This window comes from Calidithermus roseus, assembly GCF_003574095.1.
Lineage (GTDB): Bacteria > Deinococcota > Deinococci > Deinococcales > Thermaceae > Calidithermus > Calidithermus roseus.
This window is the reverse complement of sequence record NZ_QWLA01000094.1, coordinates 1-11751: the sequence shown is the minus strand read 5'-3', so window position 1 is coordinate 11751 and position 11751 is coordinate 1. Positions and strand designations below refer to the sequence as shown.

Annotated in this window: 12 protein-coding genes; all 12 read right to left on the bottom strand. The window is 68.4% G+C overall.

The annotated features are described in order from the left end of the window. Window positions 1–26: 26 nt before the first annotated feature. The 12 genes from Mrose_RS16560 to Mrose_RS16505 all read right to left on the bottom strand — a co-directional run bounded on the left by Mrose_RS16560 (window position 27) and on the right by Mrose_RS16505 (window position 11588). The gene (locus Mrose_RS16560) at window positions 27–1163 is read right to left on the bottom strand and encodes a glycosyltransferase (RefSeq protein ID WP_119280147.1); all 1137 of its coding nucleotides are present in this window, start codon (window positions 1161–1163) and stop codon (window positions 27–29) included. Between the two features lie 16 nt (window positions 1164–1179). Next, on the bottom strand, window positions 1180–2166 hold the full coding sequence (locus tag Mrose_RS16555; protein WP_119280146.1) for a glycosyltransferase family 2 protein: 987 nt from the start codon (window positions 2164–2166) through the stop codon (window positions 1180–1182). A 159-nt stretch (window positions 2167–2325) separates the two neighbouring features. Next, entirely contained in the window at window positions 2326–3567 is a 1242-nt protein-coding gene (locus Mrose_RS16550; RefSeq protein ID WP_119280144.1) for a hypothetical protein, read from the bottom strand. Continuing rightward, entirely contained in the window at window positions 3564–4061 is a 498-nt protein-coding gene (locus Mrose_RS16545; RefSeq protein WP_119280142.1) for a hypothetical protein, read from the bottom strand. The genes Mrose_RS16550 and Mrose_RS16545 overlap by 4 nt, the downstream gene beginning before the upstream one ends. 1 nt (window position 4062) lies before the next feature. Continuing rightward, window positions 4063–5211, bottom strand: coding sequence for a glycosyltransferase family 4 protein (locus Mrose_RS16540; protein WP_119280141.1), 1149 nt, complete (start codon window positions 5209–5211; stop codon window positions 4063–4065). After that, the gene (locus Mrose_RS16535) at window positions 5208–6227 is read right to left on the bottom strand and encodes a glycosyltransferase family 2 protein (RefSeq protein ID WP_119280139.1); all 1020 of its coding nucleotides are present in this window, start codon (window positions 6225–6227) and stop codon (window positions 5208–5210) included. The genes Mrose_RS16540 and Mrose_RS16535 overlap by 4 nt, the downstream gene beginning before the upstream one ends. Window positions 6228–6373: 146 nt before the next feature. Continuing rightward, on the bottom strand, window positions 6374–7750 hold the full coding sequence (locus tag Mrose_RS16530) for a UDP-glucose dehydrogenase family protein (protein ID WP_119280137.1): 1377 nt from the start codon (window positions 7748–7750) through the stop codon (window positions 6374–6376). Window positions 7751–7781: 31 nt separating this feature from the next. Further along, complete coding sequence (locus Mrose_RS16525) at window positions 7782–8753, bottom strand: glycosyltransferase family 2 protein (RefSeq protein WP_245970002.1); 972 nt, start codon at window positions 8751–8753, stop codon at window positions 7782–7784. A gap of 218 nt (window positions 8754–8971) precedes the next feature. Then, a complete protein-coding gene (gene folE / locus Mrose_RS16520; protein WP_119280136.1) occupies window positions 8972–9583 on the bottom strand; it encodes a GTP cyclohydrolase I FolE in 612 nt (203 codons plus the stop codon). A gap of 69 nt (window positions 9584–9652) precedes the next feature. Then, window positions 9653–10375 (bottom strand): bifunctional dihydropteridine reductase/dihydrofolate reductase TmpR, encoded by a 723-nt coding sequence (gene tmpR, locus Mrose_RS16515; protein ID WP_119280134.1) that lies wholly within the window; start codon window positions 10373–10375, stop codon window positions 9653–9655. Beyond that, the gene (locus Mrose_RS16510) at window positions 10372–10806 is read right to left on the bottom strand and encodes an NUDIX domain-containing protein (protein ID WP_119280132.1); all 435 of its coding nucleotides are present in this window, start codon (window positions 10804–10806) and stop codon (window positions 10372–10374) included. The genes tmpR and Mrose_RS16510 overlap by 4 nt, the downstream gene beginning before the upstream one ends. Beyond that, a complete protein-coding gene (locus Mrose_RS16505) occupies window positions 10764–11588 on the bottom strand; it encodes a CDP-alcohol phosphatidyltransferase family protein (RefSeq protein WP_119280130.1) in 825 nt (274 codons plus the stop codon). Before Mrose_RS16505 ends, Mrose_RS16510 begins: the two co-directional genes overlap by 43 nt. Between the last annotated feature and the right edge of the window lie 163 nt (window positions 11589–11751).

Below are 11751 nucleotides of genomic sequence, written 5' to 3'. Positions count from 1 at the left end.
GGGTGGGGGGGCGGGGTTGCTCTTGCTCATGGGGACACCTCTGCGGCGGGGGTGGTAAAGCCGGCGCGCTCGAGCACGATCTCCTCCACGCGGGCGATGTTCTTCGCGTCGTCGAAGCGCTTGCGGGCGTAGTCGAGGGCGCCCTGGCTCATGCGCTCCAACAGCTCGGGGTCGGCAATGAGCCGAGCGAGGGCGTCGCTCAGGGCCTGGGGGTCGTTCTCGGGCACCAGGATACCGGCTTCGGGCGGGGTGAACTCGGCCATGCGCCCGATGTCGGAGACCACCACCGGCAACCCACAGGCCATGGCCTGCCAGGTAGCCGAGGAGAGCTGCTGGGTCCAGATCCTGCCGCTGATGCTGGGCATGACGAAGATGCTGGCCGCGCGCAGGTAATCGGGTAGATCGGCGTTCTTGACGGTGCCGTGGAAGATGATGTCCTCGCCGTAGCCGGTAGCTTTGGCCTGGGCCTCGAGCTTGGCTCGCTCAGGACCATCGCCGATGAGGGCCAGCGTGGCCTGGAGGCCGCGGTCGCGCAGCCGCTTGTAGGCCTCGATCAGCACGTGGGCTCCCTTGAGGGGCACCATGCGCCCGACGTTGAGGATCACCGGATAGGGCTTCTCGTAGCGCACCCTGGGGCCTTCGGGACTGCACTCGCGCAGGTTCACGCCCCACGAGCCGTAGAGGTGGTGGACCATCTTTTCCGGCGGCGCACCGCTGGCCTCGAGGTTGTACTTCGCCCCGCCCTCGAGGTAGAAGATCACCATGGCCCGGCGGAACCACAGGGGCAGCACCAGCTTCATGGGCCAGAGGATGGGCCAGGGATACTTCTTCTCCAGCGGGATGGCCTCGAGGCTGGCCGTGACCAGCTTGACGTGGGGGTTGAGCAGCAGGTAGAGGAAAGTGGCGCAGAGGTAGGGGAACATCAACGCCGACATGGGCTCGGGCCCCTGGATGATGTCGGGCCTGATCTCCCGGAGGTGCAAAAACAGCGACAGCGGCGAGCCGAAGCGGCGGGTGCGCTGCTGGAAGTCCTCCTCGCGCAGGTCGTTCCAGGGGGTGCGGTTGTAGAGGTGGTAGATTTCCAGACGCTTGAAGTGCTCGAGGGGCTGCTCGAGGTCGCGGCGGACCTCGGAGCTGATCATGACATACTTGGGCTTTCGCATAAGAATGGGCTCTCTCCTACCACTTCCTGCGGCGCTGGGGGTCGTAGTAGTCCCACAGCGCGCCCAGTAGGCCAATCTGGTCGAGTACGGTGAAATAGGGCACCAGCAGTAACGTCTTCGGGCCAGCACCCCCACGCAGCATGTCGCGGTAGCGCGCGACCAAGGCCGCCAGCGCGGGCAGCAGCAGCAGCCAGCCCAGCGGCTTGGGCAGCAACAGCCAGACCGGCGCCAGCAGGACCATGACGGCTAAAGCCCCGCTCTGGGCGAGGGCCGCGCGGTTCTTTTGGGGGTCGTGCACCAGCAGGTTCTTCACCCAGCGGCGGCGGCGCTGGAGGTAGCTTCGAGCCGTATCGGGGTACTCGCTGGCGATGAGGCTCTCGCGCACGAAGCCGATGGCATAGCCCGCCTCGCGCAGCCTCTTGGCCAGGTGGTAGTCGGTGCCGGTGGACACGTCCTCGGCGAAGTTCCCGGCCTGCTCGAGGGCGCGGCGGGTGAGGGCGGCGTTGCGGCCCAAGATGCCCTCGCTCTGGGCGGGGTGATTGGCGAAGAAGGTGACCTCGCGGGCGCGCTCGTAGTCGGCCAGGGGATTGCCCGCCTGGGAGGGCAGGGGCCTGGAACCCCCCGTCACCGCCTGGTAGCGCCCCTCGAGGATGGGCGCGAAGAGCTTGTGCAACACCTCGCGCTCGAAGAGGCAGTCGGCGTCGGTGAGGAAGATCAGCTCGTGGCGGGCGTGCTTGAGCGCCTCGCGCAGCGAGCGCTGCTTGCCCATGCCCGCTTTCTGCTCCAGTACCCGCACCCCCTCGCCCTCGAGGGCCCGGGCGCGGGCGTAGGTGTCGTCCTGGCCGCCGGCCACCACGATCAGCTCGGCCCCCGGCCAGCGCATGGCCTTGAAGCTTTGAATGTGGGCCTCGATCCGCGGCCCCTCACCCCAGGCCGCCACCAGCGCCGTGAAGGGCGGCAGGGTGGGCTGCTCGGGCGTGGCCATAGCGGGCGCTTGCTGCATGAATCCCTCCAAACTACCCCTAATGCTAGTGGCGACGGCGTAAAGGCGACGTTATGTCGAATTGGTCGGGTCCCTGACAATGCTCCGAAGGGGTGCTCCGAATCTCGAGTTCGGACGGCTGAGCCCGCAACGCAGGCGTAACGTGGGGGATAACAGCCCTCAGCGCAGCTCGAAAGGCAGGGTCAGCACCCTGGCCCAGGGTTCGGGCTTGGCCCATTCATAAAGCGTAGCGCCCCGGCGCTCGAAGCGCAAAAACTCGGGGGTCTCGAGCATCCTGGCCTCCCGCCCCTCGATCCAGACCACGACCTCGGCTGGGGCCACCTGAGCCGCGGGCAGCGGCGTCCCGCTGGGGAGCAACTCGGCCAGCAGGCGGAACACCTTATCGTTCCAGCCCACCACCGCCACCGCCGCGCGGTGGTCGGGGCGGTCCATGAAGAAGGTGGGGAAGCCGCCGGAGGGGTACTGGGCGGCCAGCAAGGCCCCCAGGGGCTCGGGCGGCAGGGGCCGGCCCAGCCGGCGGTAGGCCAGCAGCACGTCGGCCATGCCGGCCAGGAAGCGCCGCGCGTCGCGCCGCCCCCTGGGGTAGAGCACCATGGGCCAGTTCGCCCCCTCGCGGCTGCGCTCGAGGAACTCGAGCACCGCGTGGGCGGCCTCGAGGTAGCGGCCCTCGCCCAGCACCCGCGCCCCTTCGGCCAACGGGGGGACGCAGCGGGCCTGGTAGTAGGGGAAAAAGCGCCCGTCCCCGGCCTGCGGCGTGGGGGCGTACTGGTGGATGGCCCCCTTCAGGAAGCCCGCCCGCACCTGGTAGCGCAGGGCCTGCTCGAGCGCCGCGCGGGCGGGCTCGAGGTAGGGCTCTTCCCCGCTGGCCTCGGCATAGGCCAGCAGGGCCTGGGCCAGCGTGCACAGTTTGTTGGGCACCCGGTCGCGGAAGGCCTTCTCTTCTGGGGAGTACAGCCGGGCGATGAGCGCGTCGAGGTTGCGCCTAGCGACCCGGAGCGCTGCCGCCGGGTCGGGCAGACCCTTCAGACCCAGCAGCAACCCCAGCGTGGCGGCGGCCTCGTGGGGCGTGCCCAGGGGGCCAGGGTTGAGCTCGAAGCGCGAGGCCCTGTAGCTTCCGTCGGGGTTCTGGCCCTGGATCAGGTCGGCGGCGGCTCGGGCGAGCCGCTCCGCGCAGCGGGTTTCCCCGGTTTTCTCCCGCAGGAGTGCATATCCAGCCAGGATACCCTCGTAGCGCCAGTCCAGGCCGGGGCCGGTGTAGCGGAAGCGGTTGGACCACCAGTGCGCCACCGGGCCCGCGTAGCCGCCGGGCTGGCGCATGGTCTGGAGCCAGGCCTCGAGGTTGGCGAGGGCCTGGGCGATGCGGCTGGCGGTGGATGGCGGGGCGGTCGCCGGCGTGTTCACGCCCCACCTCCGATCTCGAGACAGTAGTAAGCCACCACCGGTTTCTCGCTCACGAAGCGGCGGCGCATCCCCAGCCAGCCCGCGTCCCGCAGGCGAGGGTTGCTCAGGCGCATGGGCAGGCTGGCCAAAAGCGCGGGCAGGGTGTAGACGAACAGGCGTGATTCCACCCGTGGGGTCACACCGCGCGTCCGGTTACGCAGCGCTGCCGGGGCCAGCAGGCCAAAGCGCAGGGTATACACCCGGTCGGCACTCTGGGGCCTCGAGCCGTCCAGCGCGGCGAAGCCGGTGCGCTCGCCCCTGGCCGGGGTCTGCTCGGCCCGCCACCATCCCCATTCGGCCAGGGTCGGGTGGGGCAGGACCAGGCTCAGGGAGCCCACCCCGGCCTGGTAGGCGTCGCCGAAGACCCGGTCGAGCAGGTAGCCCCAGGCCAGCTCGTGTGCGCCGTCGAGGTCGGGGAAGCCGGGGAGGGGTTCAACGCGGATTTCCAGCTTCATGTTAGGCGGTGGCGCTGCGGGCTCCCGCCTCGCGCAGCACCGAGGCGTAGGTCTGCTCGAGGCGCCCCGCGATCACGCCCCAGTCGTACTCGCGCAGCACCTTCTCGCGGCCTTTGCGGCCCATGGCTTCGGCCTGGTCGCGGCCCCGCAGCCGCAGCTCGAGCACCCGCGCCAGGTCAGCCTCGTCACCCACCGCAGCCAGGTGGCCGTCCACCCCCTCCTCCACCAGCGTGCGCACCCCCGGCAGCGCGGCGGCGATCACTGGCGTGCCACAGGCCATCGACTCCAGCAACACCAGCCCGAAGGACTCCACTCCCGTCGAGGGCAGCACGCTCACGTCGGCGGCGCGGTAGAGGGGCGGCAGGGCGCTGGGAGGGTGCTTGCCCAAAAACTGCACCCGCTGCCCCAGGCCCAGCCGCCGGGCTAGGGCCTCGAGCTCGGGCCGCAGTCCCCCGTCCCCCACGATCCACAGTCGGGCCCCGGGCAGGGGCACCCGGGCAAAGGCCCGGATCAGGCCGTCCACGTTCTTGAAGCGGTGGGCCTGGTCCAGCGCGCCCACGAAAATCGCCAGCGGCGCGTCGTCGCTCACCCCGTAGCGGCGGCGGGCCTCGAGGCGGTCCCCCGGCGTGAAGAGGCCCGCGTCTACCCCGTTGGGCAGTTCCTCCAGGCGGGGGTCGGAGCCTAGGTGCGGGTAGAGCGTGCTCAGGTGCTCGCGCCGCACCGCCAGCAGCCGCCGGGCCGTGCGGAAGACCAGCGGCTCGACGGTGAGGTTGTAGCCCTGGAAGAGCAGGCCCTTGAGGTAGTGGGTCTCCTCGAGGCGGTTGTGGTAGGTCAGCACCAGCGGTGTGCGGTAGAGCCTCGAGGCCAGCGCGGCGAGTTCGGCGCCGAAGATGTAGGGGTAGTGCAGGTGGATGAGGTCGAAGCCCCGGAGCCTGCCGACGAGGGCGGGCGTGAAGGGAGCGTTGCCCAGCCGCAGCAGCGTGGGCAGCCGCACCACCTCGAAGGGAAAGCTCATGCCACCCTCCTCCCCGGCGGTGAACACCGTGACCGCGTGCCCCCGCTCGTGCAGGACGCGGGTGTTGTGGTAGGCCACGTTGCCGGTCCCGGCCCAGTAGGGCGGGAAGGTGGCCGTGACGTGCGCGACCCTCACGCCGTCCTCCGGGGCGCGGCCATGCGGTACAGCGGGGTGGTCAGGCGCTCGAGCACCCCCGCAAGCTTTGGGCCCGTGAGCTGCTCGAAGGGCAGCTTGGTGAGCGCGTCGCGCAGGATCACCGCGTCAGGGGCGGTGCGGCTTCGCTGCACCTCGGCCCGCTTAGCGCGGACGGCGGCGCGGTTTTGCCACAGCCAGCGGTAGCTCTGCCAGTGGGCGCGGAGGTAGGGCCAACCCTTCAGCAGCGCGAAGGCCCAGGTCGCCAGCTCGGTCAGCAGCAGCGCGGGCGCGATGCAGCGCAGGGTGCGGGCCTCGTAGACTTTGAACAGCGTGAGCAGGCGGTTGCGCTCGAGGTAGTAGAACTTGCGCGGGCTCATGCCCAGACGGTAGTGGTGGGTGATCACCGCGTCGTTAGCGTTGAGGAGTGGGTGGCCGCGCAGCCGCGCCCGCAGGGAGAGGTCGGTGTCCTCAAGGTACATCCAGTAGTCCTCGTCGAAGCCCCCCAGCTCGAGCAGGGTCCTGCGCGCAGCGATGAAAGCCGCGCCCGAGACCAGGGGAACGGGCTCCAGGCCACGGTAGCGGGTGGCGGGCTCGTTCAGCCCGCGGCAGGTGGTGATCCCCGAGTAGTGCATGTGGTTGCCCACCGCGTTGACGCTGCCGTCGGGGTTGAGCAGCTTGGCCCCGATCAGGGCCTGGGGATGGGCGCGGATGGCCTCGAGCAGCGTCCGCAGGGCCCCTGGGTGGAGCACGGTGTCGGGGTTGAGCACCAGCACGAACTCCCCCCGTGCCTCGCGGATGCCGAAGTTATTGCCCCCGGCATAGCCCCCGTTTCTGGGGCTGGCCACGACGCGCACGGCAGGGTGGTGCTGGCGCAGCCACTCGCCCGTGCCGTCGGCAGGGTTATTGTCCACCACCAGAATTTCGCACTCTACGCCCTGGCCGTAGACGCTCGGCAGCAGGCGCTCGAGGTCGGCGCGGCTGTTGTAGGCGACGATCAGCAGGGTGAGCTCAGGCATGATGAGGTCCTATGGCGAGAGTCGAGGGCTAAAGGCAGGATGTGTAAGGCCTGTGGCTCGTCGAGGGTCTAGGGCCGAGGCGTCTTGCGTACGGCGTAGGACGTACGACGTACGACCCGCGTCCAGCGTTCGGCATCTCGCCAACCTCACAGGGCCAGTTCCGACCGCTTGCGCCCCCGCCCGATGCCCTGGTAGACGTAGCCCAGCGCCTCCATGGCCTGGGGGTCGAGGGCGTTGCGACCGTCGAGCACCACCGGGCGGCGCAGGCGGCGCTTGGCTTGGGCCCAGTCCAGCGCGCGGTACTCGGGCCACTCGGTCACCAGCAGCACCGCGTCGGCGTCCTCCAGGGCCTCCAGCGGGTCGGCGAAGAGTTCGACGCGGGGGTCGAGGACCTGCCGGGCTAGCTCGAGCGCCTTGGGGTCGGTGGCCCGCACTCGGGCCCCGCGGGCCAGCAGTTCCTCGGCGATCTCGAGGCTGGGTGCCTCGCGCAGATCGTCGGTGCCGGGCTTGAAGGCCAGCCCCAGCAGGGTGATGGTCTGGCCGCTGAGGCGGCCCAGCACGGCCTCGGCCTTCTCCACCAAGCGGTAGCGCTGGGCCTGGTTGACCTCGATCACCGCCCGCAGCAGCTTGAAGTCGTAGCCGCCGCGCTTGGCAAGGTAGGCCAGGGCGCGGGTGTCCTTGGGGAAGCAGCTTCCGCCGTAGCCCAGGCCCGCCTTGAAGAAATGTGGCCCGATGCGGGGGTCGAGCCCGATGGCCCGCACCACCTCCTCGATGTCGGCGCCTACCGCCTCGGCCACGTTGGCGATCTCGTTGATGAAGGAGATGCGGGTGGCGAGGAAGGCGTTGGCCGCGTACTTGGCCAGCTCGGCGCTCTCGAGCCCCGTGCGCACCAGCGGAACCCGCTGCCCCCTGGCTATGGCCTCGCGCAGGGCCTTGGGACGCGGCAGCCAGGGCAATTCCTCGAAGCTCTGCTCGATGAGGGGCCGGTAAAGGCGCTCGAGCACCCCGAACACCCACTCCTCCTCCGCACCCACCAGGATGCGGTCGGGGTAGAGCGTGTCGGAGAGGGCCTGCCCCTGGCGCAAAAACTCGGGATTGGAGGCGAGGGCCACGCCCGGACCCAGGATCTTCTTGGCGTCGTGGTTGGTGCCCACCGGCACCGTGGACTTGATCACCACCAGCGACACGGGGTGCTGGGCGAGGGTCTCGAGGGCCTGGTAGAGGTAGCGCAGGTCGGCGTGACCGGCCGGGGTGGGCGGGGTGCCCACCGCCACGATGGCCAGCTCGGTGTCCGCATAGGCTTCGGCGGGGTCGGTGGTGTAGCTGAGCTTGGCCGAGGCCCGGACCAGGGATTCGGCCAAGCCGGGTTCGTAAAAGGGGGGCTGGTTGCGCTTGAGCCCCTCGATGCGCCCGGCGTCGGTGTCGAGCACCCGGACCTCGCGCCCCAGCAGGGCCAGGGCCACCGCGGTGGACAGGCCCACATAACCGGCCCCCACGACCGTTAATTTCTCGACGTTGTCCATGCGCGATTCCCTCAAAGCCCGCGAGGGCGACTCACTTCAGCGCCTCGAGCCGGCTCGCCACCACCGAGTCCACCTCGCTGCGCACCCGCTCGACGAAGCCGGCCAGGGCGTGCAGCAGCACCCCGGTCACGCTCAGCATCAAGCCGCCGATGATGGCAATCGAGGAGAGGATGGCGGTGCCGGTCTTGAGGATGCCGAACTTGTTCATGGTCAGCACCACGTCCACGCCCATCACCAGGCCAGTCACGGCCAGGATCAGGCCCGGCAGCGAGAAGAACATCAAGGGGCGGCGCCGGGCCACCAGGCTGATGATCGAGTCGAGGATCTGCAGGCCCTGCACCACCGGGTTGCGCTTGTTGCCGTCGAGGTAGGAGACGCGGATGGGGGCCTCGGCCACCTTGAGCCCGGCCTTCTGGATGTGGAACTGCATCTCCGACTCCACGCCCAGCCCCCCGCTGTGGAAGCGCAGGGCGCGCAGGGCCAGGGGCGAGAAGGCCCTAAAACCCGACTGGCTGTCGGTGGTCCTGACCCCGCTGGTGAGGTTGGTGACGAAGGTCAGGGTGTGCTGGCCCACGATGCGCCAGCCGGGGATGTCGCTGCGCTTCTCGAGGAAGCGCGAGCCGATCACCACGTCGGCCCCGCCCTCGAGCACCGGCGCGATGACGTCGGGGATGTCGGCGGGGTCGTGCTGGGCGTCGCCATCCAGGCAGACCACCACGTCGGGGTTGAGTTCGCGCGCGGCGCGAAAGCCGGCGTTGAGGGCCTCGGCCTTGCCCATGTTGCGCGGCTGGCGGATGACGGTGGCCCCGGCGGCCTGGGCGATCTGGGCGGTGCGGTCGGTGGAGCCGTCGTCGACGACGATGACCTCGCTGACGTAGCGCCTGGTCTCGAGCACCACGCCGGCAATGAACCGGGCCTCGTTGTAGGCCGGGATAATGGCGATCACTTTGGGCTGGAGTTTGGGAGTGCTCTGAATCTGGTCATATTCGGGTATTGGCATCATAAATTTCCCACCTCGAACAGGCGTTCGCCGTACAGTCGAACCCGACAGCGTACACCTTAGAGGGGCCGGCGTTATTCGGGCGTTACAAGCCCAGTCGTGTCTGTTAGGGGACTTTGAATGGCGTGAGATTATCCTGACAATCGCGACCCGAGCCGCAACACAGAGGTAACGTAAGCATTAACGGGAATCACCCCGTAGGGTCTGGGGTGGAAGACCTTCTACCAGGAACGCACCAGGCTCAAGAACTCGTCGCGGGTCTTGGCGTCCTCGCGGAAGTTGCCCAGCATGGCGCTGGAAGTGGTGCTCGAGTGCTGCTTCTCCACCCCGCGCATCATCATGCACAGGTGTTGTCCCTCGACCACCACGCCCACCCCGACGGGCTCGAGGATGTCCCAGATGGACTGGGCGATCTGTACCGCCAGGCGCTCTTGCACCTGCAGGCGGCGGGCGAACATGTCGGTGATGCGGCCAAACTTGGACAGGCCCAGGATCTTCTTGCGGGGGATGTAGCCGACGTGGACCTTGCCGAAGAAGGGCAGCAGGTGGTGTTCGCACATGGAGTAGTACTCGATGCCCTTGATCACCACCATCTCACTGCCCTCGGCCTCGAAGATCGCCCCGCCCACGATTTCCTCGAGGTTCTCGCGGTAACCCTTGGTCAGGAAGGCCCAGGCCTTGGCCATGCGCTCGGGGGTCCTGAGCAAGCCCTCGCGGGTTGGGTCCTCCCCGATGAGTTCGAGCCACTCCCGTGCGAGCAGGCTCATACGGTCGATGTCTACGTCGCTGCTGAAGCTCAGCCCGGTGTCCTCGACTTCGATCATGCGTCCCATATTGCTCCTTCGTGCACGACTTAAACGTATTTTGGAAACTTGTTTTTCATAACCTGCCTGCTCCTGCGTTCACAGGTTCCAGCCCCCGGCGACCTCGAGCACCTGCCCGGTGAGGTAGGCCGAGCCCTCGTCCACGAAGAAAAGCACTGCGCGGGTGAGTTCGTCCAGCCGCGCCGCACGGCCCATGGGGATTTCCTCCAGCGGCTGCGAAAGCGAGTTTTCCGCCACCCCCGGCGCGACCACGTTGACCGTGATGCCCCTGGGGGCCAGCCGCTTGGCCAGGGCCTTGGAGTAGAGGATCAGCCCGGTCTTGGCAATGGCATAGGCGGTGACGCCGCTGCGGGCCACGAGGTTCTGCGCTCCGGCATAGCCGATGTTGATCACCCGCCCCCAGCCTGCCGCCTGCATGTGGGGAATGGCCGACTGGGTGAGGTAGAAGGGAGCGTTGAGGTTGGAGTCGAGCAGGCTATTCCACTCCCGCGGGGTCAGCTCGTCGATGGGCTTCTTGAGGTAGTCGCCCACGTTGTTGACCAGCACGTGCAGCCCGCCCATCTGCCGGGCCGTCTGGGCCACGAGGCCCTGGGCCTGCTCGAGGTCGGTCACGTCGGCTTGGAGCTTGATGGCCCGCACCCCCAGCCGCTCGGCCTCGGCGCGGGTCTGCTCGGCCTCGGCCTCGCTGCTGCGGTAGTGCACCACCACCCCGAAACCCTGCGCGGCCAGCCCCAGCAGGATGGCCCTCCCGATGCCCCTAGCCGAGCCCGTCACCAGGGCGACCCGTCCCCTGCCGTTCATCCTCGGACCTCGCTCTGGGCGAAATAGGCGTCCAGCAGGGCCTGGGTGTAGGTGTTGAGCGGGTAGCGCCGGGCTCCTTGCAGGTCCACCCAAGCCCACTCGACGATCTCCTCGCCCGGCGTGACCTCCTCCGAGGGCGAAAGGGCGAAATAGTTGAAAAACAGGAAGTGCATGGGCTTGTAAAACTGCTCGTCGAAGATGGCCTCCTGGGTCAGGGCCAGGCGCACGTGCTCGAGCTCGAGCCCCACCTCCTCGCGCAGTTCCCGGCGCAGCGCGGCCTCGAGGCTCTCCCCCCACTCCACCTTGCCCCCCGGAATGCCCCACAGGCCCTTCCACTTGGTGGTCTTTACCAGCAGCACCCGCCCCGAGGGCCCCTGCACCAGGGCCGCTACGGTCGGGATCGGATAATCAGGAAGCGCAGAATCCGCCATAGGTAGACCAACCCAAGATATGCCCCCTGCAACAGCACGAAGGTAAGGTAGCTACCAGGCTGGCGGAAGGCTAGGAACAGCCCCATGAACAGGAATTGACTGCTAAGCCCGCAGTTGACCACCGCCGCCACCGACCACAGGTTCCACCACCGCAGCGCCAGGGCCTGCTTGCGCTCTTCGTTCAGTCCACGGGTGAGCCACTCGAATAGCGCGCGCTCGAGGCGGCGCACCAGCCGGTCCTGCGGGGCAAAGACCAGCGCGTACACACCCCGCAGCAGCCGCAGCCCGAAGGTGTCCGGTCCCGGAGCCTGGGGCCGGAAGGGTTGGCCTCGAGCCGCCTGGTAGAGGTACTCGGCGTTGAAATCCCACGACAGGATGAGGGTGAAGAGCACGAAGGCCGCCAGCGTGAACCAAAGCTCGCCCGTGCGCAGGTAGAGTGCGCCGAACAGGGCGGCGTTGACCAGCAGATCAGCCTCGCTGTCGAGGTAACGGCCCAGCTCGTCGGCCTCGTCGCGCAGCCGCGCCAGTTGACCGTCGGCATTGTCCAGCACGGTCTTGAGCTGGAGCAACAACGCCGAGATCAGGTCCAGCTCGGGATACCGCGCGATCAGATAGGCAACCGCAAGGCCCAGCAGGGTATGAAGCAGCACCAGCGCGGGGGGCGAGACGGGGGTGGGGTAAAGCAACCTCGCCACCAGGTAACCCAGCGGACGAAAGATCAGCAGGTTGCTGAACTCTTGCACCACTCGGTCCTTGAGGCTGGCACCGAAGGATAGGGCCATAGGCATGATTGTCGCCCAAGCCGCGTAAAAAGCAAGCAGACCAGGGGGTCGTACGGTTGTGGACGTCGGCCAGCCTACCGCCCCAAAGCCTTGAAGTCGTCGATCCTGGCTCCGGTGTCGTCCTCGGAGTAGTAGATCCCCACCATGTTGATGGCGAAGGGCG

Coding starts and splice junctions, on each gene's coding strand:
- Mrose_RS16535 (WP_119280139.1), bottom strand. CDS start 6,227: ATGCCTGAGCTCACCCTGCTGATCGTCGCCTACAACAGCCGCGCCGAC.
- Mrose_RS16510 (WP_119280132.1), bottom strand. CDS start 10,806: ATGGCGGATTCTGCGCTTCCTGATTATCCGATCCCGACCGTAGCGGCC.
- tmpR (WP_119280134.1), bottom strand. CDS start 10,375: ATGAACGGCAGGGGACGGGTCGCCCTGGTGACGGGCTCGGCTAGGGGC.
- folE (WP_119280136.1), bottom strand. CDS start 9,583: ATGGGACGCATGATCGAAGTCGAGGACACCGGGCTGAGCTTCAGCAGC.
- Mrose_RS16555 (WP_119280146.1), bottom strand. CDS start 2,166: ATGCAGCAAGCGCCCGCTATGGCCACGCCCGAGCAGCCCACCCTGCCG.
- Mrose_RS16545 (WP_119280142.1), bottom strand. CDS start 4,061: ATGAAGCTGGAAATCCGCGTTGAACCCCTCCCCGGCTTCCCCGACCTC.
- Mrose_RS16505 (WP_119280130.1), bottom strand. CDS start 11,588: ATGGCCCTATCCTTCGGTGCCAGCCTCAAGGACCGAGTGGTGCAAGAG.
- Mrose_RS16560 (WP_119280147.1), bottom strand. CDS start 1,163: ATGCGAAAGCCCAAGTATGTCATGATCAGCTCCGAGGTCCGCCGCGAC.
- Mrose_RS16530 (WP_119280137.1), bottom strand. CDS start 7,750: ATGGACAACGTCGAGAAATTAACGGTCGTGGGGGCCGGTTATGTGGGC.
- Mrose_RS16525 (WP_245970002.1), bottom strand. CDS start 8,753: ATGATGCCAATACCCGAATATGACCAGATTCAGAGCACTCCCAAACTC.